At 37.2% G+C, this 25,109-nt stretch carries 24 protein-coding genes and 5 pseudogenes; 3 read left to right on the top strand and 26 right to left on the bottom strand.

What is annotated here, in order from left to right:
• Positions 1-83: 83 nt before the first annotated feature.
• From ACZ5XR_RS28840 to ACZ5XR_RS28895, 12 genes and pseudogenes are all read right to left on the bottom strand, one after another.
• Entirely contained in the window at positions 84-1,016 is a 933-nt protein-coding gene (locus ACZ5XR_RS28840; RefSeq protein ID WP_464502743.1) for a LysR family transcriptional regulator, read from the bottom strand.
• A 611-nt stretch (positions 1,017-1,627) separates the two neighbouring features.
• Entirely contained in the window at positions 1,628-2,179 is a 552-nt protein-coding gene (locus ACZ5XR_RS28845; RefSeq protein WP_464502744.1) for a TetR/AcrR family transcriptional regulator, read from the bottom strand.
• Between the two features lie 67 nt (positions 2,180-2,246).
• Positions 2,247-2,669, bottom strand: a complete 423-nt coding sequence (locus tag ACZ5XR_RS28850) for a universal stress protein (RefSeq protein ID WP_464502745.1) — start codon at positions 2,667-2,669, stop codon at positions 2,247-2,249.
• 55 nt (positions 2,670-2,724) lie between these two features.
• On the bottom strand, positions 2,725-3,273 hold the full coding sequence (locus ACZ5XR_RS28855; RefSeq protein WP_464502746.1) for an NAD(P)H-dependent oxidoreductase: 549 nt from the start codon (positions 3,271-3,273) through the stop codon (positions 2,725-2,727).
• 89 nt (positions 3,274-3,362) lie between these two features.
• On the bottom strand, positions 3,363-4,853 hold the full coding sequence (locus ACZ5XR_RS28860; protein ID WP_464502747.1) for an MFS transporter: 1,491 nt from the start codon (positions 4,851-4,853) through the stop codon (positions 3,363-3,365).
• Between the two features lie 457 nt (positions 4,854-5,310).
• On the bottom strand, positions 5,311-6,003 hold the full coding sequence (locus ACZ5XR_RS28865; RefSeq protein WP_464502843.1) for a hypothetical protein: 693 nt from the start codon (positions 6,001-6,003) through the stop codon (positions 5,311-5,313).
• A gap of 93 nt (positions 6,004-6,096) precedes the next feature.
• Positions 6,097-6,174 (bottom strand): annotated as a pseudogene (locus ACZ5XR_RS28870) (TetR family transcriptional regulator); the annotation flags it as partial.
• Between the two features lie 66 nt (positions 6,175-6,240).
• The gene (locus tag ACZ5XR_RS28875) at positions 6,241-6,573 is read right to left on the bottom strand and encodes a DUF1048 domain-containing protein (RefSeq protein WP_464502748.1); all 333 of its coding nucleotides are present in this window, start codon (positions 6,571-6,573) and stop codon (positions 6,241-6,243) included.
• On the bottom strand, positions 6,570-6,923 hold the full coding sequence (locus ACZ5XR_RS28880) for a DUF1048 domain-containing protein (protein WP_464502749.1): 354 nt from the start codon (positions 6,921-6,923) through the stop codon (positions 6,570-6,572). Before ACZ5XR_RS28880 ends, ACZ5XR_RS28875 begins: the two co-directional genes overlap by 4 nt.
• 42 nt (positions 6,924-6,965) lie before the next feature.
• A complete protein-coding gene (locus tag ACZ5XR_RS28885) occupies positions 6,966-7,154 on the bottom strand; it encodes a DUF1048 domain-containing protein (RefSeq protein ID WP_464502841.1) in 189 nt (62 codons plus the stop codon).
• The gene (locus ACZ5XR_RS28890; RefSeq protein ID WP_464502750.1) at positions 7,154-7,297 is read right to left on the bottom strand and encodes a DUF1048 domain-containing protein; all 144 of its coding nucleotides are present in this window, start codon (positions 7,295-7,297) and stop codon (positions 7,154-7,156) included. The genes ACZ5XR_RS28885 and ACZ5XR_RS28890 overlap by 1 nt, the downstream gene beginning before the upstream one ends.
• Complete coding sequence (locus ACZ5XR_RS28895) at positions 7,263-7,631, bottom strand: PadR family transcriptional regulator (RefSeq protein WP_464502751.1); 369 nt, start codon at positions 7,629-7,631, stop codon at positions 7,263-7,265. The genes ACZ5XR_RS28890 and ACZ5XR_RS28895 overlap by 35 nt, the downstream gene beginning before the upstream one ends.
• Before the next feature lie 680 nt (positions 7,632-8,311).
• On the opposite strand from ACZ5XR_RS28895, the pseudogene ACZ5XR_RS28900 reads away from it, so the two are divergent.
• Positions 8,312-8,424: pseudogene (locus ACZ5XR_RS28900) on the top strand (transposase); the annotation flags it as partial.
• 349 nt (positions 8,425-8,773) lie between these two features.
• On the opposite strand, the pseudogene ACZ5XR_RS28905 reads toward ACZ5XR_RS28900, so the two are convergent.
• From ACZ5XR_RS28905 to ACZ5XR_RS28965, 13 genes and pseudogenes are all read right to left on the bottom strand, one after another.
• A pseudogene (locus ACZ5XR_RS28905) lies at positions 8,774-9,615 on the bottom strand (DUF2935 domain-containing protein).
• A 218-nt stretch (positions 9,616-9,833) separates the two neighbouring features.
• Entirely contained in the window at positions 9,834-10,928 is a 1,095-nt protein-coding gene (locus tag ACZ5XR_RS28910; protein WP_464502752.1) for a glycerophosphodiester phosphodiesterase family protein, read from the bottom strand.
• Positions 10,929-11,222: 294 nt separating this feature from the next.
• Positions 11,223-11,459 carry a hypothetical protein gene (locus tag ACZ5XR_RS28915; RefSeq protein WP_464502753.1) on the bottom strand — a complete coding sequence of 79 codons (237 nt, stop codon included), beginning with the start codon at positions 11,457-11,459 and terminating at the stop codon, positions 11,223-11,225.
• 33 nt (positions 11,460-11,492) lie between these two features.
• On the bottom strand, positions 11,493-11,684 hold the full coding sequence (locus ACZ5XR_RS28920; protein ID WP_464502754.1) for a hypothetical protein: 192 nt from the start codon (positions 11,682-11,684) through the stop codon (positions 11,493-11,495).
• A 453-nt stretch (positions 11,685-12,137) separates the two neighbouring features.
• The gene (locus ACZ5XR_RS28925) at positions 12,138-12,341 is read right to left on the bottom strand and encodes a hypothetical protein (protein ID WP_464502755.1); all 204 of its coding nucleotides are present in this window, start codon (positions 12,339-12,341) and stop codon (positions 12,138-12,140) included.
• Positions 12,342-12,450: 109 nt separating this feature from the next.
• Positions 12,451-14,091, bottom strand: a complete 1,641-nt coding sequence (locus ACZ5XR_RS28930; RefSeq protein ID WP_464502756.1) for a phospholipase C — start codon at positions 14,089-14,091, stop codon at positions 12,451-12,453.
• 199 nt (positions 14,092-14,290) lie between these two features.
• The gene (locus ACZ5XR_RS28935; RefSeq protein ID WP_464502757.1) at positions 14,291-15,883 is read right to left on the bottom strand and encodes a phosphodiester glycosidase family protein; all 1,593 of its coding nucleotides are present in this window, start codon (positions 15,881-15,883) and stop codon (positions 14,291-14,293) included.
• Positions 15,884-16,381: 498 nt separating this feature from the next.
• Positions 16,382-16,760: pseudogene (locus ACZ5XR_RS28940) on the bottom strand (recombinase family protein).
• A 185-nt stretch (positions 16,761-16,945) separates the two neighbouring features.
• Positions 16,946-17,416, bottom strand: a complete 471-nt coding sequence (locus ACZ5XR_RS28945; RefSeq protein ID WP_464502758.1) for a CBO0543 family protein — start codon at positions 17,414-17,416, stop codon at positions 16,946-16,948.
• A gap of 1,588 nt (positions 17,417-19,004) precedes the next feature.
• Complete coding sequence (locus ACZ5XR_RS28950; protein WP_464502759.1) at positions 19,005-19,157, bottom strand: DUF4177 domain-containing protein; 153 nt, start codon at positions 19,155-19,157, stop codon at positions 19,005-19,007.
• Between the two features lie 119 nt (positions 19,158-19,276).
• Complete coding sequence (locus ACZ5XR_RS28955) at positions 19,277-19,789, bottom strand: hypothetical protein (protein WP_464502760.1); 513 nt, start codon at positions 19,787-19,789, stop codon at positions 19,277-19,279.
• Positions 19,790-20,267: 478 nt separating this feature from the next.
• Entirely contained in the window at positions 20,268-20,465 is a 198-nt protein-coding gene (locus tag ACZ5XR_RS28960) for a hypothetical protein (protein ID WP_464502761.1), read from the bottom strand.
• 118 nt (positions 20,466-20,583) lie between these two features.
• A complete protein-coding gene (locus tag ACZ5XR_RS28965) occupies positions 20,584-21,435 on the bottom strand; it encodes an ArdC family protein (RefSeq protein ID WP_464502762.1) in 852 nt (283 codons plus the stop codon).
• Between the two features lie 768 nt (positions 21,436-22,203).
• Here ACZ5XR_RS28965 and ACZ5XR_RS28970 point away from each other — a divergent pair.
• Together ACZ5XR_RS28970 and ACZ5XR_RS28975 are read left to right on the top strand one after the other, a co-directional pair.
• Positions 22,204-22,464: a YolD-like family protein gene (locus ACZ5XR_RS28970; protein WP_464502763.1), complete on the top strand. Its 261-nt coding sequence runs from the start codon at positions 22,204-22,206 to the stop codon at positions 22,462-22,464.
• Between the two features lie 190 nt (positions 22,465-22,654).
• A complete protein-coding gene (locus tag ACZ5XR_RS28975; protein ID WP_464502764.1) occupies positions 22,655-22,819 on the top strand; it encodes a hypothetical protein in 165 nt (54 codons plus the stop codon).
• Positions 22,820-24,496: 1,677 nt separating this feature from the next.
• Here the strand turns inward: ACZ5XR_RS28975 and ACZ5XR_RS28980 are convergent.
• Positions 24,497-24,685: pseudogene (locus ACZ5XR_RS28980) on the bottom strand (hypothetical protein); the annotation flags it as partial.
• Positions 24,686-25,109 lie beyond the last annotated feature (424 nt).

A 25,109-nucleotide genomic window follows, 5' to 3' on the forward strand; every position in this document is an offset into this window, starting at 1 on the left:
ACATCAAATTAATAGAAATCTCTTCTATTCCTTCCCCATTCCGCTTCATAAATGGGGAAGGTTTTTTAATAAGGGAAAATTCTTCAGAATGAAAGTAAAGTATTTTCAGAATGCACACTCTCATTCAGTTTTGTTTTTTTCACATAAGTAACCAGCAATTCTATAAAACTTCTCGCAGCAGATCCAATATACTTTTCTTTATGATGTACAATGGCAATTTCATTACAAATTGTTGGGTTTTCTATTTTAATTACCTTTAGAGTCTCATCCTTCTCCGAATCGAGAAGTGTACTGGGAAAAATCGTTGCTCCCATACCTGCTTTCACTAAACTCAATATAGATTTTACCTCTGTTAATTCGATGATTGGCTGGATGGCAAATCCCACAGAGGCAAAAGCAGCATCAATTAACTTTCGGCACTTGTGGTTTATTGGACATAATACAAGAGACAGGTCCCTTATCTCTTCCAACTCCACTATATCCCTATCCACCAATGGATGGTCATATGAAACTGCTAAATAATATTCTTCCATATATAAAGGGATATTCGTTAGCTTTTCACTCTCTATAGGCATGACTGTCAAAGCAATATCAATTTCATTTCGAATAACCTTTTCTTCAATATTATCTGACATTATGATCTTCGTTTGCACTTGGGGCCACTTGCGATGAAATTCTAAGAAAACGACGGATGCAAGCTGGCTTAACTCTTCTGACATTGCCCCAATGATAAGCTTTCCCTTTTTTATTTTTCGAAGCTCATCTATTTGTTCATAAACACTTTTAATATTGGAGAATATTTTTCCAGATTGTTCTCGTAGAATTTCACCAGCTTCCGTAATGCAGACTATTTTTCCTAAACTATATCGATCGAATAAACGGACTCCTAATTTATCTTCAAGGGCTCTCATTTGTCGGCTCAAAGCAGGTTGTGAAATCCCTAATTTTTCTGCTGCTCGTGTGAAATGTAATTCCTCACAAATAGCCATAAAGTATTCCAATTCCCTTAATTCCATAATTCCCCTTCTCTCTATCGCCTATTTCAACTCCTATTCGCAGTTGGTAAAAACCAAAAAGCAAAAGGCAACGTTCTCAAAATATTGTCTTTAAATACGTGGAAGAACGACTTTTAAAGTCTAGTTTTCTTAGTTCAAATCACACAGATATACCCCAGTTATGATAAGCATTTATGTCTAAAACGCCTCAGAATTTTGTTCTGAGGCGTTTTATTATGAGTCTTATTATTAATTTTTAGTTTTAAAAATGTAAGACTAACCTTACATTAGAGACTCCTATCCTAGATATTAATAAATAAATTAGATCCAACCACCGAACTGATTTATTGAACAACTCCCATTAGACACAGGCAAATGGGTGTAGGGTTCCTTTCTCGCATAACTAATTCAAAAGATCTTTAAGTTGTTCCAATATTTTAAACATGAAGGAAACTCTTAATACTCGTTTACATTGTAAACCGCCTTTGATGCTTGAAATGAGACAAAGCACTTATCAAGCGTCGTCGTATAAAGCAAGCCCCATCACAGAAATTGCAATGAAGCAAAGCAGCCTTTATTACTTATTAATAGGTAAGTATACCTCAAAAAATAAATCAGTTAAAAACCACCTTTCAATCTTTTAAAAGGCGGGATATTTCATTCATTGCTTGCGTCAATATCTGCTTTCCCAGTACCCTTTCGTATTGTATTGCTCCTTTCATACAAGACACGATGGCAAAAGCTAATGATTCAATTTCTTTGGCTGCCCTATTTTCCAGTGTTACCTTAAGAATATTTTTAATAATCGTTATTTCTAACTGACTGATTTCTCGTACTTTTTGCCTTACCATTTCAGGAAGGGATTCATAATCAGACTGAAGAGATGATACGGCGCATATCCCACCGTCACATAAAACAATTTGTCTCTCATAAAAATTCTTGATTTTTTCTTCAACAGTCAGGTTAGAATTTGTAATGAACGAGGAAAAGTCCTGCAAATTTTGAAGCACCCGTTCGGTAACGGCAACTCCCAAATCCTCCTTTTTTTCAAAATGATAATGGATGCTTGCTTTCGTCACACCAAATATTTTGGATAAATCATCATAGCTAATGGCTACATAACCTTTTTCACGAATTAGTTTCAGTGCCAGATCGATAATTTGTGTTTTCCTGTTTCCCATCATATTATCTCCTCCTTAGGTTGAAAGATGATTCGATAATGAAAATGAGTTTTAATAAATCACCTCATATTTACTTTACAATCATTACACCACAATGCGCATGCTGGACCACTTTATGACTTACACTTCCCACGAGCAGTTCTGAAAACAGGCTAAGTCCCCTGCTGCCCATTACGATCAGGTCGTAATCACCTTCTTTTGCCTTCTTGCATATCATTTCTGCAGGATCTCCAATATGGTATTCGCTATCATATTGTATAGATGACCCTGAAAGGACTTGTGCGGATTCCTCTAAAATCCTTCTAACTTCCTCTACTTGCAATTGTTCACTATCCACTCCGTAAGCAACTGTATTGATATTTTTACTAGGAATGATATGAAGAAGCGTTATACGGGCATTTATCCCAACGTTTTGCGCCAACCAATTAGCCGATTTCAATGCATGTTTGGAGTGTTCGGACCCGTCAACTGGAACCAAAAACCGTTCATACATGTTCTCACTCTCCTTTTATAAAATCCTATTTTTATAATAAAACCCATGACGGTGATTATTGTGAAGAAACTTTAGAATTTCCAACAAACTTTTTGGTTGTTTCGGCCACACGTTTTCCAAGGGCCCTTCCTAAAGCAAGATCATTTTGATTAAGGATGTTGTCAGATTCATCAACCGGACATGTAATTCCAACCCCATAATAGGAGCCATAGGTGGCATTTTCCGGAATGTTTCCGGGTAATCCGACAATGATCATTCCTTGATGCAGCATCGGAGTAATCAAGTTTAACATGGTGGCTTCGACTCCGCCATGAGTGGTAGCCGTGGTACAAAATACAGCGCCTATTTTCCCTACTAATTTCCCGTGGGCCCACAGATAACCTAATTTATCTATCCAGGTTTTTAAACCTGCACTTATCGTTCCAAAGTGTCCCGGGCATCCCCAAATAATGGCGTCCATATCTTCAAGGTCATTTACGTTTGCATCATTGACATGATTTATATATACTTCCGTACCGTTGACACTTTTTGCCCCTTCGGAAATGGCCTCCGCTAATGCTTGGGTATGTCCGTTATCACTGTCAAATACTACAGATATTTTCATTATTGTATCTCCTCCGTTAAATTGAGTAATTGATTTTAGTAATTCATTTAGGAATTGTGCTGGAACCTTCGAATAGCATCCCGATAAATTTAATCATCCATGGGCTCATCTGCCTCTGGGATTTTTCCATTTTTGATTAACGCTCTAAGAACCTCACGAAATTCCCCATCGTTAATAATTCTGTCTCCATGTTCCAGCGAAGCTTTTGGAAGTAAAGTCCCTCGTTTGATTTCTTGGATAGCCTTGCGGAAATCAAAATCAGCATTCTTTTCAGCATAGCTTAAAGTTTTCCGTTGGTTAGACGTTTCAGTACCAGGTACTGTTTCAAAACTTGGAGCAGCTTCCTTACTTGAAAGCGTTTTTTCATTTTTTGCCTGGATTTCCTCAACCGTAACTTTAGAATAATAACGATTAAATCTGACTGAATAAATCAATACATAGATAACGATTAGCGCAGCAAACAAATTTAGAATAATCAATGAGAAGTTCAAGCTAAAAAATTGAGTCAGCACTCCGACTCCAATAGGCGGAATTATGAATCCGGAGTAGGCGCATAAATAAAATGCCGAAATGACTCGCGGACGTTCTTCCGGTTTCGGCAACTGGCTGGCAAACCTTAAAGCAACTTGAAACGTCCACCCACCGCCAATTGCTTGAATGAATATGCTGGCCCATACCAAAAATAAATTCGCTGTCAGACCAGAAAATACAATGCCCCATGATCCAATAGCAAGTAGTAAGATTCCAAAGCGCATCCGTGAGACTGGATGACTCGGCCAAGGAACGAACTGAACCAAAGCCCCTCCTCCAAGAAGCAACAAGACTATAATCCCTGAAAAGGCAAGATTTGAAGTGTGAATGACATTTCTGACGAAAGAAGGTATTAGGGACAACGCAATTCCTTGAATTGTGAAAACTGTAAAGATCGGCAGTGCAACAAATGACCAAAAATGTGAACGAATACTATTAGGCACTCCAAGTGATATCTTAGTCTTAGACGGTTTCTGCATGAGGGAATCCTCATGCTTAGGAAGAGTTTCCAGAATTATTAAAGAAGTAATTAACATTACAAGTAAAAACCAGAATGGTACTCTAAGCGGCTGCAGATGTAAATATTGCAATATTAAACCAGCAATAGCTGGACCCAGGCCAAATCCGATGAGTATCGTTGCTCCTGATAACTTGATAGCTGTACTTACTTTATTAGGAGAGATTTGTTTTATTAAAAAGGCAGCGGCAGTACCTGTAAAAGAACCATAGGCAATACCTTCCAAAATTCTTGCAGCATAGAGCATCCAAACATCAAAACTGCCTAGAAAGAGCAACGTAGGGGCAATAAAGAGCAACGTAGAGGCAATAGAAATCCATATACTGCTGCGAAGCACCCTCTTCAATCCCCAGGCGCTCCCTTTGGCTCCTACAACTAACAAGGTCGGCAGTAGGATAGCGGCATACACGGCAAACAAAATCGTAATTTGCAGACTATTCAATTGATAATGTTCACTGTACAAAGGAAATAACGGTGTAATAAATGTTGCACAGCAGGACATTATAAGATAAACCCAAAGCATTCTTTTCATTTTAGAAAATTCCTACTTTCTCAATTTTATTTTACTTACTAATTGGTAAGTTGTATTCCTAGAAAAACCGCGTTTTAATTTTTAAAAAGACTGTTTATTTGATTCAGAACTTGGGAATACATTCTTTCCCAATATACGTTTATATTGCAAAGTACCTCTTATACATGGTCCAACTCATGGATTCAAGAAACGCCATGTTGGTTGATATGAGTATAATATGAATATCAATAGGAGTGTTATACATGGATAACATAACTTATGGCAACATAACCTTTTTTCCGGAATAAGTTTTAGTGCTAGGCCAAAAATTTGTGTTTTTCGATTTCCACCACTGTATTTTAACTTACTAGTAGGTAAGTGTCAAGCGTCGATATGCACCCATGTAACCAAATGCTCATTGGACATATCCCAAAACCAGATATTTAGCTGTTCTTCACATTAGCAACTTAAAAAATAATTACTCATCCAAATTGAAGCACAGTTTTCTCAATTGTTCAATGATGCTTTTAAGCTCATGCTCTTTCTTCAAAAACTGAAGCATGGCAAGGATTAGTGCAGATCTAGGCTGATCTCGCTCTACTTCCTCCTGGAGTATAACGAGCGCTTCATGCAGTTCTGTTTTGTGATAATTCGTTATCGCCAATTCTTTTAGGGTAGAGAAAAGAAGTTCGAACAGCTTACGTTTTTGTTCAGCTACAGAAACAGTGTTGCCCTTATAAGCTGATTCCACATAATTATCCATCATGTTATTTTGTAAAATTGCTTTTGGTTTTTTATTCAGGACGCCGCCAACGACTTCCTCTAAGAGATCCACAATAAACATAGAAACATCTCTTATATTTAACGGCCTGTTATCAAATATTATTAAGAAAAGATACTCTTTAACAATCCCATTATAAACTGATACAAGGTCCCATATATTAAGTTCTATTTCTTTACCAAACCTACGAATCAGGGCATCTTTATTCATATTGAGAATATTTGCTCGTTGACTAAGCAGAATAGAGGCAATTTTCCCCTCACTACCTTGCATTTCAAAAGTATTCTTCATTATAAAATTATTCTCAATAAAAAAATAAAATTGACATTCGGTTTCACGAATGAAAATTTCTCTTAAGGTAAGTGTCGTGTCCGATCTAATCTCTTCCATTTTTTCGAAAAGGCTTTCCTGCTTTGAGCGATGCACCTCTACGAATAGATCCTCTTTGGAAGGAAAAAATTTATATAATGACCCTTTTGCGATTTTGCAATCATCAGCGATATCCTGAATCGATGTTGCAAGATAGCCTTTTTCTGAAAAAAAACGTTCAGCGGAATCCATGATGTTTTGTTTGACAATACTTAGGCAAAAGTTCGATAGAATTTTGACGTTAATACTACTTTCCTTCTATTTTTTCATAGCCTTATCGACTTTTTGATTGACCGATTCTTGATAGAGATCAGCGTAAGTTTTTGAATCTTCAATCAGCCCATCGCAGAAAGCAGCAACATCTGTTCCTGTGACTTCAAGCACGCCTTTTCCAGCAGCTACGCCTTCTTCAAAGAAGCTGTGAATTTCCGAGAGCAATCCGATACCTTCGTTTAGCTCAACAGGACCGACTTTGAAGAAATATTTTTGGATCTCTTTATAGACAATTTGGTAATCTTGTGGAAGCGCTTTGACACGCGCAACATGGGCTCTCCATTCTTTTTTGCCTTCGATTATTTCTTTGATACTCATTTCAGTTCTCCTAATTTTCTTGCTACGTTCTTGTTGAGTTGGTCACGCCATTTATCTCGATAAGTTTTTGCGCCTTCGTCACCAACAAGCGCTGCACAGAAGCCTTTGATATCATCTCCTAGTACTTCTTCGACGCTCTGGCCGTCTGCTGATGTAACTTCAAGCAGTTCAAGAGCACTGTTAAGAATCGGCATCAGATTACGACCGGTAAAATCTCCGTGAATCCAGAGATTACTTCCAATTTCTTTCCAAGCAGTTTGATATTCAGCTGGCATGACTTTTGCTCGTGCTTCAAAACCTTTCATTTCTTTATTCATATCGCTGCCGGTTATTTTTTCTAAAAAATTCATTGTAGTCTCCTTTAAGATACTAAGCTGTTCAGCAAAGTTCTATTATTTAATCGCATCGTTGAGTTTTTGACGTTGCTTATCAACCCAAGATTTTGCATCAATGACGAGATCATCACAGAAGGCTGCTACGTCGTTGCCTATAACTTCTTTAACGCGCTTGCCATTGGCTGCGGCTTCTTCAAGAAGGTCGATGATGTGATTAAAGACGAATTTCGTTTCTTGCCAATCCATCACGCCGCAGTGTTCCAGAGATATTTTTGCATTGCTTTATAGGCGTTGTAGTAGTCTTCAGGTAAGGCTTTTGCGCGGTTTTCCATTTCACGCCATGCTTTCTTTTCGTTAAAATCTCCAAAGATTTTTTCTAAAATACTCATATTTGTTCTCCTCCTTTTTTGCCTTTAATTCGTTTAGTTTGCTTGAGACAAAGTTCCATTTGGCCCAGAAATTTGCCAGTTCTTTCTGGCCAGCTTCATTGAGCCGATAAAATTTGCGCGGTGGGCCCATCGTGGATGACTTTTTCTCGATATCCACGAGTTTATTTTTTTCGAGCCGCATCGTGATGATGTAAACTGTTCCCTCCACAATGTCGCTAAAGCCCAGTGCTCGCAGCTGCTGCGTGATTTCATAGCCGTAAGTTTCGCCACGGCTGATGATTTCAAGCACACAACCCTCAAGCACCCCTTTCAGCATTTCCGTGATATTTTCCAATTTTTTACCCCATTTATATTTTACTTATATTTTTTTCAGAACTCTGTAACACAGGTATTTTGTGTTGCTTATATTCAGTTATACCGACTACTAGTATATAGTATTACTAAATAGCATCAATTGTCAATAAAACTTTTGGTCAAAAACGGATTCAAAGGTGCTTTTTTTCAAATTTGACAGCTTAGACTTTAGCCAGAAACGTGATTATTCTCAAGAAGATCTAAATAATTTAAAAATAGCTGGTGAAGAGGTTGATGGCCAGGAACTCGCTCTTTTTTGGAGGACTTGATTTACATGTTAAAGTGACCGAAATGATGATTAATAATACAAAATGGTCTCGACTTCACAAAAAAAGCAGGCGACTATTTAGTTACAAACGCATTGAGTAAATTAATTTGATTCGTTTGTTATTTTAGGGATAGGCTTATCAATAAATTTGTGAAGAAATTCACTTAAACTAAACTGCTACCGTTAGCTCAACATGAAAAAATGACCGCCGCAGTGATCAGTGACGGAAAACGTTCTTTCATTCAAGCACCCCCTTACTTGAAGAAGAAATAAATAACTTTCCTACAAAAGGCATGGGAAATTTCCATGCCTCTAATAGCTATTTCTAATAAACGCTGGACTAGAGCTTTCGGGAAGGGAATCCACATAAGTTATTGAACCTATTGGAACAAATAAAGGGAATTGAAAAAGACACTTTTGCAGAATTTTTTCAGAAGTAAGAGACCTAAGTTACTACTCTCACCCAAAGCAGATTATCAAATTAGCTGGGCTCAGTCTAGAGAAGTAATTTGAGCAATCTTTTCATTTTGGTTATAATTCATTTAAATAGCCTCCTGGTATTTATGTTTGTGTCCTTTTTGCCGCCAAGCTTTGGACACTCATATCTTACCAAGAGTTTTTTTCAAACCTCATATTTCTTCATTACAGGAATGCTGACCGTTATTTCAAAAGAAAATCCGCCGAAAATGGCACCCTGATCTTCCAAATAAGCTTCCGTTACTTTAAGTACAACTTCCACAATCTTGTAAGTAAATAATAAAAAAAGAGCTGCCGCCGCAACTCGATTTTTAATTCAAGCACCCATGCATTATTAACCCAACATGCACATTCTTTAACTTTTACCTTTATATAGGTTATCGGGTACCGCCTGTAAGATGCGCATCAAACATATCAATAATTTCAAGGAACCTATCAGCTTCCCGGAAAACATGGTCTGCTTATAGAGGATGTATAATACTCTTTATTTTACATTGCTCAATTAAATCACGGGCTGTTTTCTTGAAGTCCCTAAGTGATACGACCGATACCCGATTTTGATCAAGGAATTGATCTAAAAGCGGAATTGTTTGAGATTGTGGCTTCATAGATTCTAAGTCCCTTGCTTGATACAGCAATTGATTAAAATCATTGCTGAAATTCCGTGCTACATCAACTAGTTTCATTTCTGACGGATCAAGGAGATGACCAATAAATTTGGCATGGTCTGCCATAATCCTTAAGAAGAAGACATTTTCTTTAATAATGGCATCTGGAAGCGCTTGTAATTTTCCTTCATTTAATTCAATTAATCTTTTTCTAAAATAATTTGCTTCCCTACTTGTATGATCAACTAATAGTGGGAAATTATTTTGCCCTGGCAATTTGCATGTGAGAATTAGTTCTAATACTTTCCGTTTAAATACGAAAATATTAGACGCGGCTTGTTGCACCTCTGAAGTAAATCTTCTTATTTGTTCGGGGTCTGTTTGATTATTGAAGGAATGTGCAGTTTGTTCGATGTGTTCAAATAAGCGATAAAAAATTGATTAGCCTCTTGAATTAATTGAGTATCTTCTGCTCTAAAACCCAATCGAAGAAATAAAGAATGCTCTTTCATGATCCTAGCCCAAAAACGAATTTCATTTAAAGAGCGCTCAACAAACAATCCAGATGTAACACCGGTATCAGCATGCAAAGATCTATCATCCCCGTTCATTCTATAGCCTCCCCGAAATGCTCCTTTTGTTTTATTCATATTTAGATAGTCATTTGAATATGCCTTAAAGCAAAAATCCCGTTTTATTTTAGTAAACTATGAAACCTTGGCTATTTTCACAAAAGAAAGCGGCGGATCATATTATCCGCCGCAACAAAAGAATGATACTAAAATACTAGAAAAAATCACTGTTTTACTATTTGCCTTGTCCGGGCTTCTTATTCCTTGGGAGCCGGATAGGCCTTTGGCAGCTTGTAACCGCGTTCCTTCATTACGCTGCGCAGCAGGTCCGGGTAATCCGTGATCACCCCATCAACCCCATCATCCATCAGCTTTTCCATAGTAGGCTTATCATCTACCGTCCAAGGAATGACCTTCATGCCGTACTTGTGGGCTTCCTCGACCATTTGCTTCGTCAAGTAAGGCTTGTAGTTCGGATCGGTTACCTTGCCGCCCTGAGGATCACCATGTACTGGGGAAACAGCACTTGCGCCGAACGAGTGGGCTGCAGCGACAAAATCCCCTCCGAAATCATCGATGTCGATTCCGCCAAGCCATGGTGATGCGCCAGGCTTACCAGGCTGCAGGAACTGATCACCATTAGTCAATGCGACAAGCGGCAAGCGCGGCTCGACTTGGTGCATGCGCATGAGTGATCCCCAGTCAAAGCTTTCGATTGTTACACGGTTAATCATTCCAGCTTTACGAACCTCGTTGGCAACTATCTGTACAAACTCTTCACGGGGGGCCGTTTCATTCGGTGCTCCGGCTTCCACTTTGGTCTCGACATTCATGTGTACCTTATTGGCGTGGTAAAACTTGACAAGATCAAACACCTCGCTCAAAAGCGGCATGCGGGCGCCAGGATTCAGCTGTTGGCCAGGGAATGACGCCTGCCTCAGCGAGCCGCAGTCCAATGTACGCACCTCGGCCAAGGTGAGGTCCTTAATGTACTTGCCGACATATGGATACATAGGATCACCAGGAAACGCCGGACCCGTGTCCTGACACTTGGAACCCGCAACCTGTCGATCGTGTGTAATTATAGCTTTATGATCCTTCGTGATTTGCACGTCCATCTCAAGGGTGCTGACACCTACTTGGAGGCCCTTGGAGAAAGATGCAATCGTGGACTCGACGGTAAGCCCGATACCTCCTCGGTGCGCCTGCAGATCGAACTCTTTCGGACTACCTGCAGTGTAAGACTTCGGCGCAATTTCTGCAGCCGAGGCAGGTGTTACGGCCATTTGGATGGCAGCTGAACCCGCCATAAGGGCCGCCATTGCTGCAACGATCAATTTCTTCTTTTTCATTTCTTCCACCCCTACTTCTCTTTTAATCTATTACTTCTAAAAGTATAGAGGTAGGATGTAAAGGAATGATTAATGCTATAATAAGAAAAAGTAAAGAAAAATAAGAGAATTTTCACAGTACTTTTAGCATAACTTTCGCTGATAAACCAGCAATTAACCCCTACTCAAGAATAGTTCTACAATTAACATTTTTCATTGAATAGCCATTTTCTTAAGCTACCCTCCCCATAAGTTCAATAAGAAAAGGCGATTACCATTATTCAGCAATCATACTCGTTACTGGAATAAGACTTATTATACTTTTTGTTGAATCCATCGATAAACCCTAACATGGACAATAAGCATGTAATAAATAAATGGATAAATTAAGAAGGAGTAAAATAAATTCCAATTTTTATGCCATAGAATTCCGACTTTAAGGGCAAGCCACTCGTAACCCGTTGAAAAAACAGCCCACGTAATAAGATACAGAACCTTTTTCCACCAAATACTGCGATAAGGGTACCAATTAATAATCATAGCTGCAAACATAGGATAGATTCCAAATATTATCAATAGTGCAGTTTATTCAACTTTTTCAGCCTCAAAAAAACCCCAAGCTTTATGCCTGAAGGCAGCATACGTATCTGCTAATACATCCACTAACAGACCAAAAACAACAGTTGTGTATATTTCAGAAACAGATAAACGTTTTTTCATAAGTATTACAATAGGATAAATAATTAATATCGTCCCGAATAATACAACCCAACTCATGGAATCACTTTCCTTATTAGGATAGTAATATGATTACCAAGTATTTGAAATTGAATCCTTTTCGATACTTATTTCCTAACAGAGTTATTTCAACTAACCTCCCCGATACTTAAATAAAGAAAAAGCAATCTTTCAATAAAATGAAAAAACTACCCATATTTAATGGATAGTTTTTTCGATTCTTAAGCATGTAAGGTTGGTGTTTTCCGACACCAATATTATTATGTAAGCTAGCATTAAATCTTATTCAAATTAATAATGTACCCGTAATGCTTCAGGGGAAAGTACCACGAGTACATTAGCATAGGTTATTGGGGATATACAATCTCCATGCATATCCCTAAAAATTATTATGTCCAAAAAATTTGGAATTATTGATGACACAATAATATTTAAGGTTTTCCAAATGTATATAAGAATGCTGCTAAATCAATATAAATGATTGTGCCTTTTTCAAGTTTTCCCTGTTATTTTTATTAAACTAAATTCACTCGTTATACAAAAAGTAAAAATGCCCGCCGCAGCGATCATTGCCGGAACACTATCTTTCACTCGAACACCGTTCGGAAGAAGAACTTCTCTATAAAGGTTTTCCATATCCATCATATATCGCAATCCAATTTTCTCATAAACTCTTCTTCCTTCAATATTGCCCACAACCTTGCCCTTCTTGCACCTCAAAATTTATGTATCAAAAAACCTTAGCCGACACTAGGGCTAAGGCTTCTTTGTAACTGATTCCATTCAATTATCTCTTCTTTATTTATTACTTCTTAACAGGTTGCCCAGTTTCTGGGTCTAGGAAAAGTGTTTTGATACTACCATGTTTAAAATCAAACATATTTTTAATGGACCCTGCAATGGAATCAAAAGAATGATCGCCAATTCTTCCTAATTGCCAATTGTCCTCAATAAACTTTAAGATAGAGGTTTGGTCCGTAAGTGTATGGTCTACATAGTTTCTCTTTGCATAAGGAGAAATAACCAGTAAAGGAAGGCGTGGCCCATACCCTGCACGATCTAAATAATCTCCAAGAACGGTCTTTCCTGCATCACCAGGTCCAAACAAGGCATCATTTTCAGGATCATTGGAACCATTGACAGGCTTATGGTATGCATGATCATACCATCCGTCAGAATCATCATAAGCAAGAATAACAGCAGTAGAGTTCCATTCAGGTGTTTTTTGTAAACGATTGATAGTATCTACCAGGAAGTGCTGCTCATCGATTGGATCAGAATATCCAGCATGCGCATCTTGAAAATTTGCCGCTTTTAAAAAGCTTACGGCAGGCATATTATGAGCCCCAACTGCATCCCAGAAATCGGTCAAATCATACTGGTGATTGGCCTGATCTCCTTGATGTCCAATTGATTGAACAGATGATGGACGCAAGTGATTTTTATTGGATGTTGATTGATAATACTGGAATGGCTGATGATGCGGGTTATAATCAATGGATTGAACACCGCCGATATTTTTATGCTGTGCAGTTACATCACGGAATCCACCTTGGAACCAGCCCCATGTGACCCCTTTTTGATTTAATAAATCACCAACGTTTTTGCCAGACATGGCAGCTTGTGCGCGTTTTGGATTGGACGCCATATCATAATAAGGGTCAGGGTCTCCGATTACAGTTCCATTTGCAACATTGTCTTCTATGTTTCCTACCGCAGCTCCATTTTGATATCCGGTAGCTCCATGTGTCTGGCCGGAAATAAGGTTGAGTGCACCTGGTGTGGAAGGTCCATACACTGTTCCAAAAGAGTTATCGCTCAAGGCAAAGTTCTGCGCATAGTTCCAAAGTGCATTGACCGTATTTCCATCAAAATAGTTCATGACTAATGATTTTTCATTTCCCCCTGCCGTATATTCCATGAACTTATCCATCTTACCGCCATTAAACGCCTGTTGTTCCGCTTTGTATTCATGATCCATATCGGCTGTCCAGGCTTGAGACCGTGCCAGCCGTTTAGGATTTGCAGCATTTGGGTTATGGTTTAATAAATCCTGATTCCCATTTCTAGCATTAGGTTTTAAACCGTTGACTAAAGGCGTATGGGGTTTCGCAACAAACTTTGGTTCACCAGGTGAATTTACGGCATGTGGATAGGTCCCAAAATAATGGTCAAAAGAAACATTTTCACCAAATATGATAACCACATGCTTGATTGGTGTAGTGGTTCTTTGTGAAAAATCATTTCTTGCGATGTTATTTTTCCCTTTGTTGTTATTGGTGTTATATTCTACTTGTCGAACATTAATCCTTTCACCATTGTTTCGGACATTTCGGGCATTATTGTCATTACCACCATTTAAAGCATTTCGATTATTGTTTGCGGTACAACCAAATAGTGAAAAGGTTACCAGTAATACTATGAGGGTGATGGTTGTTTTTTTCATTTATCAAACCTCCATTTATATAGACTACACATTTTAAAATAGACAAAAGTGAATCTATTATTCGAAGTAAGAATGTAAAGTTTTGATTAATTATGGATAAAACAAGTTATATTTTTTATCTCATATGGATAAAATCCATTATTTACCTAAGAAAGGCTGCCTACAGCAAAAGAGACAGCCCTTTGTCTTTCAGTATGAATTAAGGCATAATTAAAACGGCATCTCCCACAGGGCGTTCACCAGTCGCGTCTGAAGGACGATTTACAAGTTGAGATCCTAACGTCATAGTTGTTGAACCGCCGCCGTCCAGATTGACTGCATCTTTCGCACCAAGAGATTTCATTATTTTTGCACTTTCCTCGAAACTTGCCCCAACACTATAGTCTGGGTAGTGTCCATCTACGGTAACGAGAAGAATGTTTCCATCTGGCTTTACCCCTAAAAGTGTACGAGGATTCCGACGATCACCGAATCTGTAGAAGAACTCCGGTTTCTCCAGATAATGGAATCCTTCTGCGTATGCGGTAATGACTAAATTTCCGTTACGGAGCAAACGCGGTCCGCCGTTAACGATTCCTATTGTTGCTTCACCTTTAAGGGGGGCCTTATTCTCTAAAATGGAAGTGTTTATGTTGAGCCTTTCCCCTACTTTAGCATGTGAACTCAGCCAATCTGCGGCGTCCGTTGTTCCGGCGAGCACGATGCCGTCCTTTGGAATGGCACCCCCACGTTGATTACGAAATTCCATCACCTTTCCTGTCGAATCCAATACTGCCTCTACCCCTGCCCCGGGGTCGGTGGTTTGGCCAAATCTGGAACTGAACCCAATAAGTTCTCCTGTATCCGTACAGGTGAAATCATGCTTAGGTTTGTCTGTCGGTGTGTCACCAATGCCACCACACCCGCGGATCAAACCTGGTTTTCTGTTTAATCCGTCAATATCCCGCTTTGTACCATCTGAAGAAACTACTGAAAGATGTGTCTCCACAGGAGCAATCCGGACATGTTTGCCAGATTGGGATATAATCACACTTGTCCTTCCATTTACTGCCTCACTGATTAGGTTGCCATCAATCATGGATATACCTGCAAGATCGCCTTCCGTGCCATCAGTCGGTCCCATCACAAAATAACCGCCATTTGTTGCTGCTAAGGCTTTTGTTCTTGCCGCTATACTACTTACTTTCTCGCGGTCAGGAACAATTTCAGTGCCTAGTTCAGGCACAATCCTTCCCTTAAATACTTTAGGATTTATTTCCAGTACATTCACAACCCATGGTCCTGATGTCGCTACACCGTCCTCACCGGAATAGACGACACTAGGATTTTGGTAGCCCTTTCCCGAAAGTTCATTCTTCAGTTTGTTTGCTTCATCTTTAGTTTTAAATGCTCCCAACCGAACAAGATAACCAAGCGGGCCCCTTTCAGGGTCATCAGGTGCACGTTTTGTAATGGTTTGCACTATAGGATTATATCCATCCTTTTTCAATCGATTGGTGAGGGTGTTTGCTTCCTGTAGAGTGGCTAAAAATGCTATATCTACTATGTAGACTTCCTTATCCGATTGAAAGCCACGTACAATTTTTGAATAGGTGACCCCTCTTCCAATCTCTTTTGTTACCCTTGATTCTTTTAGATTCGGTTGTCCAAGCGGAAGGGAATGTTTTATAATAGGAGCTGCTTGTACAACCTCTGATGGAATCCCATAAAATTCAATTGGAGCAAAAGCCATTGACACTGACACTGATAGGGCAAAAATATGACGAAAAGATTTTGATTTAAGTCTGTTCATTTATCATTTCCACCTTTTTTTTTACTCTTTGAGATGAATAAATTTTATTTATTTAAAGAAAACTACATAATCCTTAACACTTCCCTTCTAAAGTATTTAGAGACTTAACGTTGGTTACATTCAAAACTCATTAATTAATAGAAAAAAGCTCCTATTCAATGGCAATATTGAATTTCCTTCCCTGTTCTTAACGTCCATTATGTTAATTGAAAAAGGAGAATCCCATATTACTTTTTTAAGGTTACCAATTCCCGACCATTAATATGCACGGTAAGGTTTATGGAGTAGGGATACTTCATGCTTTTCAAATTGATTAAATGAGGGAAATTAAAAGCTACCCATTTTCATGGATAGCTCTTGGACACTTTAGGAGTGACGGTTTCCGACATCAAATACTTTTATGATAACCAGTATTTCACTTTATTCATTTAGTATTGAACATTAGGAGTCTTATAAGAGAGGACAATAAAAATTTTAATTACATCTTCCTGTATTCCTTCAATGACTGCCGTCCTCCAAGCGTTTCTTTGCTCTTATAAGAGTACTTTTGCTTATCCCTGTTTTTTCTTCTACTTGCTTATATGAATGCATCTCCAGCAACTGCAAGGCATGTGTAATTTGCTTTTTACTATACTTTTTCGGCCTTCCCTCTCTATAGTCATCCCGTTGTTTGGCAATAGCTTTACCTTCTTGTGTACACAACCAAAGTATCCCCTGGCTTCAATTCTTGTAATAGCTTATTGAACTGCGGCCGGTCCTTTTTATTTCCTGTGAACTTATCGGAATAAATTTTATTGCAACCTTCTTTTTCTAATGCTTGTAGTTGTGATTCTAACTCTTGATGTAAAGTCGAGACCCGCGCATATCCATATTTCACGGCTATTCACCTCTTTATTTATGAACCTAAGTTATGCCACCAACAAATAAAAAAGCCGATTCAAAGTAGAATCGACTAATTAGATATTCTTCAACTAAAGCTACCCTTAGTGTAAGTACATTTTTTCACAATCTTGTATCCATTTTTGCAGTTTCGAAAACTTCTGGGGTAATTCTCAGAGTTACTTATCTAGAAATACGTTCATATTGATGGTGAATCAGCTTTCTAACCCACTTCAAAACCAGCAACAGAAACAGTAATAAAAACGGATAGGTAATTGCAGAGTGCCAAAGTTTCCATTGGTGATGATAGAAATATCCAGATTTAACAGCTAAACACTCGTAACCTACGGCGAACACAGAGCAACCAATGATGTACCAAAATTTCTCAGTAATATTCTTCATGTATTGATAGTAATTCAGAAAAATTGCGTTCACCGCTGGGTAGATTCCGAGAATGGCTATTATGTACGTCCATTGTATGCCTTTTGAAAAATAACCATACCAGTCGAGTTTTAAGTCTAAAGCGAGGTCTACTATTTGCTGAAAAACCATTGCAAACATACAAGTAGAGAATATCTCGATTAAGGTCAACTTTTTTGGCATGAACAAGAACCATACGTTAAATACAATTACGGATAGTAAAAAGAACCACATCGTCACCTCACGTCCTTCACGTTATTTTCCTACAAGTCCAAATATTTCATACTCCCCAAAGCTGTCCACAGAATGATTCTTTTGGGCTTATTCAAGTAACCCTCTTTCTTGAAATGCGTTCATTGTAAAGAAACCGTTGGTGGAAGTAAAGAAAAGTATAACGAGAGAGTTAGAATGTGACCTAGTTGATATAAAACCAGGAAAAAGATCGGGAAAAATATGAAAAAAGCGTTAATTAATAATTTATTTTCCCGTTTACTTTCACTGGTATTACTCTGTATTCAGTTTCTGTATTGTGCGTATCTTGAAAGAAATTAATAATATCTGTGTGGTTCACACACATCTTGATAAGCTCAGCTGCCAACATGGTTTTGGTCATATTGCAACTAACGCTTAGTTTTTTTAACTTACGATGAGTATCTTCATCTAACGGAGAATTGACTCGGTTTTTTTATTGGAACGAAATTTTCGTTCATCTTCTTTTTTAATAGCATTTTTTATATAATTACTCCCTCTCCACCTCTTTTTTATTTCTTTATCTCCAGTAAAATCAACGCTTAAGTCACTAACACTGTTACACATTTAATCTGTTAATCTGTTACTAATTTACTCGCCTACACTCCAAAATATGTTTATAAATCAATCATTCAGCCTCCCTTAAGCGGAAAAAATCGTGTCGCTATCCTATCTCGAATCAAAAATTCGCAAAGGGAGGGGCTTTTCAACTATTTTCCTTAAAATTTATTTTTTCATTATAGTAATGGTAACAAGCAATTGGGCTTATGAGGCTCATTGTAATTTTGGTCATGTACATAGCCTTATATGTAGTTCTTATCTTTCAGAAAGGAGTTTTGCCGCACAATTACTTCAGAATTCAAGTAACTGTAGACACCCTTACGTTAAGCTAACCACTACTACTGTCTTCATGGTTCGGGACTTACCCCCAATAGACTGAACCCATGCCTGGCACACAACTAAAAAGGACTCTGTAAAAAAACAGAACCCTTTTTCTTGAATACCGACTTACGGGTGGAGTAAGTCCAGTAAGCACAAGAACTACTGACTAGCATCCAATCGAATTTGCTGAACGTGTGAAACGTTTAGAGTAAGGTCTAGAATTATTTTTTCACGCAACTTGCTATAAGTCCTCTCAGTTAGTTTATAAAGAAAATCATAATCACTCTTTAACTAAGTCAAAAAGCACCCCCGAGGGATGCCTTTGTTCTAAATACAATATTTACTTTTTCTACATAAAATGATCCATCATTTACTTCGGTAGATGGCAAACCGTCCCGATCCACTACTTTTACGGTTGGGATCACCGTTCCCAGGAAGGTCAAAGGGTTGGAGGAGCTACGGTTATTTTGCCGTAACCAGGAGTGGAGTAGCTGATTATAGAAATCGTCAATTTATGACCACCAATAGTATTTCCTTTTCAACCATTTAAATGCAAATCTGTTTAGGATATTCTTTTTCCCTTACTTTCTTAAAATCAAGTCCCCAATTGTCGAACTTGGAAATTAAATTTCATATGGTTTTGGGAGAAATAAATTATAAAAAGCTACTTTTATTTTGGTTATTATTGTTATTAGAATTCTAATTTAGATTTTTTCCTTTTCATAACTGCAATGCCTTCTCTTGAGGTTCCCTGTCCAAAACTCGTATTGATGCAATAAATCAGTTCCCAACCATCTTTTCCATATCCATTAAGGTCTTTTTCGAATTCATGTTCATCAATCAATGTCTAATTGTTAAAGATGTTTCTTAAAAAAAGCACCGCAGAAAAAGGCTAAAACAAATATTTATTAAATGTATCTAACCATAAGATAAATGTTTTTACCCTTTTTCCTTTTATATAAACTATTTAATTTGTCCTTTCAATTGCTGGCGTTGGATTCGAATCATCATTGGACCTTTTTTGTCATTTTTAATATTATCTAAATAATTCGCTAGATACTTTTCAGTAATTCGTGCTGGAACATAACCCATCCGCGAACGAATAATATTTTCTACAACAAACGCCTTTTTCGTGAAGAACATGTAATCTCGGCCCGTTTCCTTTTCAGCTTCTTTAAACTCATTGTTTCCATCATAACCAGCCCGGTGAAACACATGCAAATGATGATACATATCATTGCGTTCTTTCCGAATCATTTTGAGCAAATATAACAGTTCAAAAGTGGATAATGTCATCATTTCATGTGTGGTCTTGTCAATATAGGCATCCAGAGCAAACTCACGAAATCGAACGTCTAGGCGTTCACGATTCTCTTTAACAATTCTTGCATCAAGATTCATAAAACAAAAATCACAATAGTAATATTGCTGATTCATTCTTTCGATGTTGCTTCCGCAATATGGACAAGTTTTCAATCAGATCCTCTCCTTTTATCCTTTTTAGAACTTTCATTCCCACAAGGAAATGCATTTTTCTTTCTTTTTATAAACATGTGCACCCTTTCAAAAGGTGCTTCTTTCCTTTTTTTATGATACTTTTAGTCTCCTTGAAATTAACTATTTTGAATCCATTCAAAATTCTTTCGTCCCTCAGCTATAGGGTACTATTTCTTTAAAACTATATTGAATCCCTTCGTTATGAAGATAACTAATGATTAGATTATCTCGATCAATGAGGGTTTTAATATCAGAAAATTTTACATCCTGATGAATTTAGATTGCTTTAGCAACCGACAAGCAAGCTCGATGACTGCTTTTGTCAAGAAAAAAATGATTGTTTTTTTCATCCACCCGTGAAACCATACCTGCTCCTTTCCGGCCGGTATGGTTTCCAATAATCAAGTGTTTTTACCTGTATTCCCGACACCAGTAAACGAACTAGGAATCATGTATATCAAATAATTTCGATTACTTCCGTATGGAGAATGTTTTCAGCTTTCAATTCACATTCATGGATCCTATCTAATTCGTAATGATCATTCATATTAAAATTTTTAGAAACCATTTTTTCTGCCTGTTCTTCATTTTGGGCAACTACAATCGATACCCTTTGAAGCCCTTTTGCAAAATAAACAACTTGAAAAACTTTCATCTCTTTCACTCCTTTTACTTACACTCCGGATTAAGTCCAATTGTTCGATTATTCCTTCTACCGGCTGACTTGTCAGCCGGTGAAGTTTGTATTTGTAAATTTGAATATCCATGTATGTTTAATTTTCTATTGTAGATTGATTCTTAGATTCTCCTAAAATATAATCGGCTGCTTTCTGTGCTTGAGCAGCGGCTTGTAAAATTAATCGGCTATCTTTCTTTAAAGCTCGTAACCATGAATCAATATAGCTTGCGCTATTTTCGATGGTACTGTTATCAATTCCGGCCACTCCGCACAACATCGCCGCACCCATTTCGGCTATTAATTCCTCCTTGGAATACACTTCATCCCCAAACGCAACTCCTTCTGTCATGATTCCTGGTCGAGCTAAACGGCTTTGATGTCCAGTGCTGTGCGTCATTTCGTGAAACAACGTGCAATAATATTCCTCTGGAATCTTAAAATCTTTTATCGGAGGACAATTGATTCGATCCCATATTGGATAATAAACCGCCTTACCTGTATGAAACGTGTAATCTGGGGAATCGATATATCCTTTAAAAATTTCCTCCGCCTTTTCTATCGGATCATGCTCAAAGGTTTCCATCCATCTTTTACTCTCTAAGCCGGTACACTGTTTAGTAATCTCCCAAACTCGGTAATAAAAGGGTTTGGCAAAAGTCTTTTTCTCCTTTGTTTTTTCGTCCTCCGTCTCTTTCCAAAGCCAATAGACAATGATATGAGAATTTTTTAGTTCTTCTTTTTTGATTCGTCCACCCGCTTCTAAAATCTGTTTTTTGGAAGCATATTCTCCAGGTTCTACTAGAAAAATATTGATTCCTCGATATGGCTTTTGTGTTTTCCAATTAACCGCGTTTGAATTGGTCCATGGCTTGCGCCACGGTACAACCCCTTTTTCTAATTTTTCAATGATTTTTTCTGTAATGATTTCATAAACACCTTTTGTCATTTGCTTATTCTCCTTTGATTTTTTAATAATTTTTGATTTTTTTAGATTTTCTTTTTCCTTTTGACTTGCGAAGCGAGTAAGTTCCCCAAAGGGGGATGATTTTTCCACTTTTGCAAGTAGAACGAAAAACACGCATAGGCAATGGGTCAAGGGTGCTCTTTGCACAAAAAGTTTTTTGCTGTTGCGTAAGTCGCCTTTAAGCAAAAAAGTTTTTTGCCCCTTGACCGATTGACTAACTTTCTTGGGTTCTAGCCGGAAAGGTTCGGGTGTCCTGCTGGCTGGAAGGTTAGAAAGCTTGCGCTGTTTTACGATTCGGAAGGCAAAAGGGAAAAATCAACAATAAAAGCAGCCGTTTATTCGGCTGCTCTCCTTTTGTCTATTATTTTTTTAATCTTTCAATCTCATGATTTTCCGTTTTTTCGGTTCGTTCGGTATGGCGGCGTTAGCCGTAAATGCAACAGGAACCCACGGAATGTAGGCGATAGCCGTACAGACCGTGGTTATCGGTCCATTTAATGCCGAAGCGACACGTACGGAATGACAGAATGGTGCTTATCCTTTCTGATCAGTCCGTCGTGCTGCCGCCAAAGTCTTTCTGTATGTATTTAACCTTAAATTTTAACGTCATGAATTCTGAAGAAAGATCAGGCTGCATGACTGATAAAAAAACGAAAAGAGGATATAGACATATCCAAAATTTTTATAACAACCCTATTGAAAAATAAGAACAAATGTTCTTGAAATAAATAAAAATGGGGGATTTTTTTAATGAATAAAGATCATAAAGATCGTGGAATGAAGAAGTGGCAAGGTTTTTTCATGCCGGAATCCATCAAATTGTTAAAGGATCTTTCGCACGATGAACAAAAAACTCCTAGACCACTGCTGGATGAAATGAAAATAGAAGAGATGGAACAGCTATTATCTAAAAGCATGGAAACCAAATTACTTTTAGAAATTACAACATGGAAAGACGGATTTTTTACTTCCACGTGTTGGATTTGTAATGAAAATCGACCCTTTAAATAAAAGAATTCAAATCCAAGATGAATTTGAATCAATATTCAATCTTGATTTCTTTTCCATAACCAATGTAATGGTCAAATAAATACTCAACTTAAAAATGTAAATTATTCACATTATTGAATTACAGAATGTAGAGATTTTTTTACATAAAAAGAAAATAATAAATGAAGGTCATTATACGAGGAGGATGTAAATGGAGTTTTCAGTTCTCATTAATTGGGTGCATCATTTTTTGTTGATTATGGGTGGATGTTTAATTTTAACTCTCCTCATGCTAGTTAGTTCAATTAAGTACACAGGGAATAAAGTAAATCAAATAGAAGAAAAAGATGGAAAAAGTACAACAAATGATCGATGAAACATTTTTTATATTTTACGATTGTTAGATATCGGGCCCTTCTATTCAAATGAGAACAAATACGCTCTAGATAAGAAGGGCTGTTCATCCTTTTTAGTTCCATCTGTTGTAAAACTTCTTTATCAATCTTAGGTGTATTTCCGTTTCTTTCTTAACTCATCTTTACCCGAAAATCCTCTTTCTTTCCATGAATCCTAAGTTATAAACCGTACGTTTTTGATATTTTGTCATGTTTACCTCATTCAAGCATTTATCGAGGGAATAAGAATCAGTTTGCCTTCTGCTTTCCGGTATAAAATTATTCCTAAGGACGATGAAGGAAAATGATTTTTGATTATGGACCGGTAAGTTTCACTGATTATAACTGAGTCGTCAATTTAAAGCATATAGTCGTTTGAGTGTGAAGAAGATTATTCGGAATAACAATGAGGTTAAAGACTTCTTACGATCTGAATATTAACCGATTAAATCAAAAAAGTAGCTTGAAATCTTCAAGCTACTTTGAATCATTATCCCATTAAAAACTTCTACACCTTATTCCTTTTTCGATCTTTCCTTATCCCTCTGGCAAAACTTTTCGACTATAGACTTACTTCAATAGGGTGTACCAGAAAGTTCAACATCTGCTTTCGGTATTTTTCCTCGACTGTAATACACATTTAATAAATTAGAGAAGTTTATTTTCATAGTAGTTAAAGTGCAATATTTCACAATTTTTCTTTTGTATTAGAAAAAGGGAACTTTATTTTTAAGAGGATCATTTCAGTTTTAGGTTGTTAATCCTCTAAACTTACCCACTATAAAAGGAATAGTGTTATTTTCATTTTGTTGTTCATCGTATAATTTATAAATAATCATATCCTCATTGTTAAATTAAACTGCTTAATTAGATACTTCAATTCTAAAGAAAATTCTAAGAATATTAAAATGTTTACCGATGACACAATTTCACCTTGTTCAAGCTAGCATACTTCAAATTTATTTAATGAACAGTTACTAGCAAAATCTCTTATCAAAATTTCCATAATCCAGTTCCCTACCCAACATATTTATAACCATATTATAACAAAACACTCTAATACATCTTCCATTAACTTGTTTCCTTTTGTACAATAACCAAAAATGACCACCATATAAACGGTTCATGAAGAAGCCCCATCCTCTCTCTTTCCTTCAACAAGTTTATTATCTGTAATTCACAATTGGGGTGAAATTTAGAAAACGTTTACATAAAATTCATCAGAACTTAAAAAATTGCTTTTATAATTTAATTATAAGCCATAATTATTGTACTAGAGGAAGGAATATCCACTGTTCAAATTAGGGATTAACTCAATATAAATTAAGTTCGATTGTTATAATTATTTAATCGAAAATAAAATCAAAAGTAATGACAACTATGTTCAGATCTTAGGACAATAAGGGGTACCTTTTTATTCACTCTCTTTTTTTCTTTTCCAGTTTTTTCATGGATATCATAATCAAAATAGAAGGAGAAATTTTTTTGCTGTGGTTAGATAGTATTTTAATTCTGTGTGTAAATAGAATTTTACTTATTGGTTCTGTTTTTTCGTTTGTTTTAGCGGTCGTTATATTTAAAAAATCATCTGACCGTGATTTACCGTTTATTTCATTTCTAATAGGTATTGGCTTTATCAGCACTTTTTTTATATTTAATTACACAACAAGATGAATAAAACCAACGTATACTTTGCTTTTTAGTAATGCAAAAATCCAGTAGATTAGTTTATTTGCACAAGCAATCATGGCTACTAAAAAGGGTTTTCCTTCTTCTCGTTTTTTATCATAAAACGCTTTTAGCATCTTATTTCGGGAGCCTCTAATCGCACAGAGAACAGCCATATATGTTCTCACAAGCCTTTAATTTACCTTTAAATTTCGGGAACGTTTCAACAATTCGTTTAGTTGAGTGTTTCATTTTCTCCCCTCCCGTTGACTTAGTCAACTTAACAATAGAATAAAACGTTGACAAAGTAACACAACACTCTTTATATATTTTTTTATGCTTCATCCATGCATAGCTTGGAATAAAGCCGTCTTGTTGGGGGTCGATGCCCCAAACAAGACGAACTACTACACAAAAAAACTAGAATAAAAAAACCATCGCGCCATAGCGTGATGGTTCACCTAAGACCCTTTCCATTCCTGTGTTCATGCCCCCGCCACGGTCCGTGTCACTAGCGCTCGCTTCAGCGCTCGTGGATCATTCAAATATATAGCACTCTCCCAAACAGGTTTCGCACGTTTCAGAGTATAAACCCTCATTTTC

This window comes from Neobacillus sp. Fa239 (genome assembly GCF_055395235.1).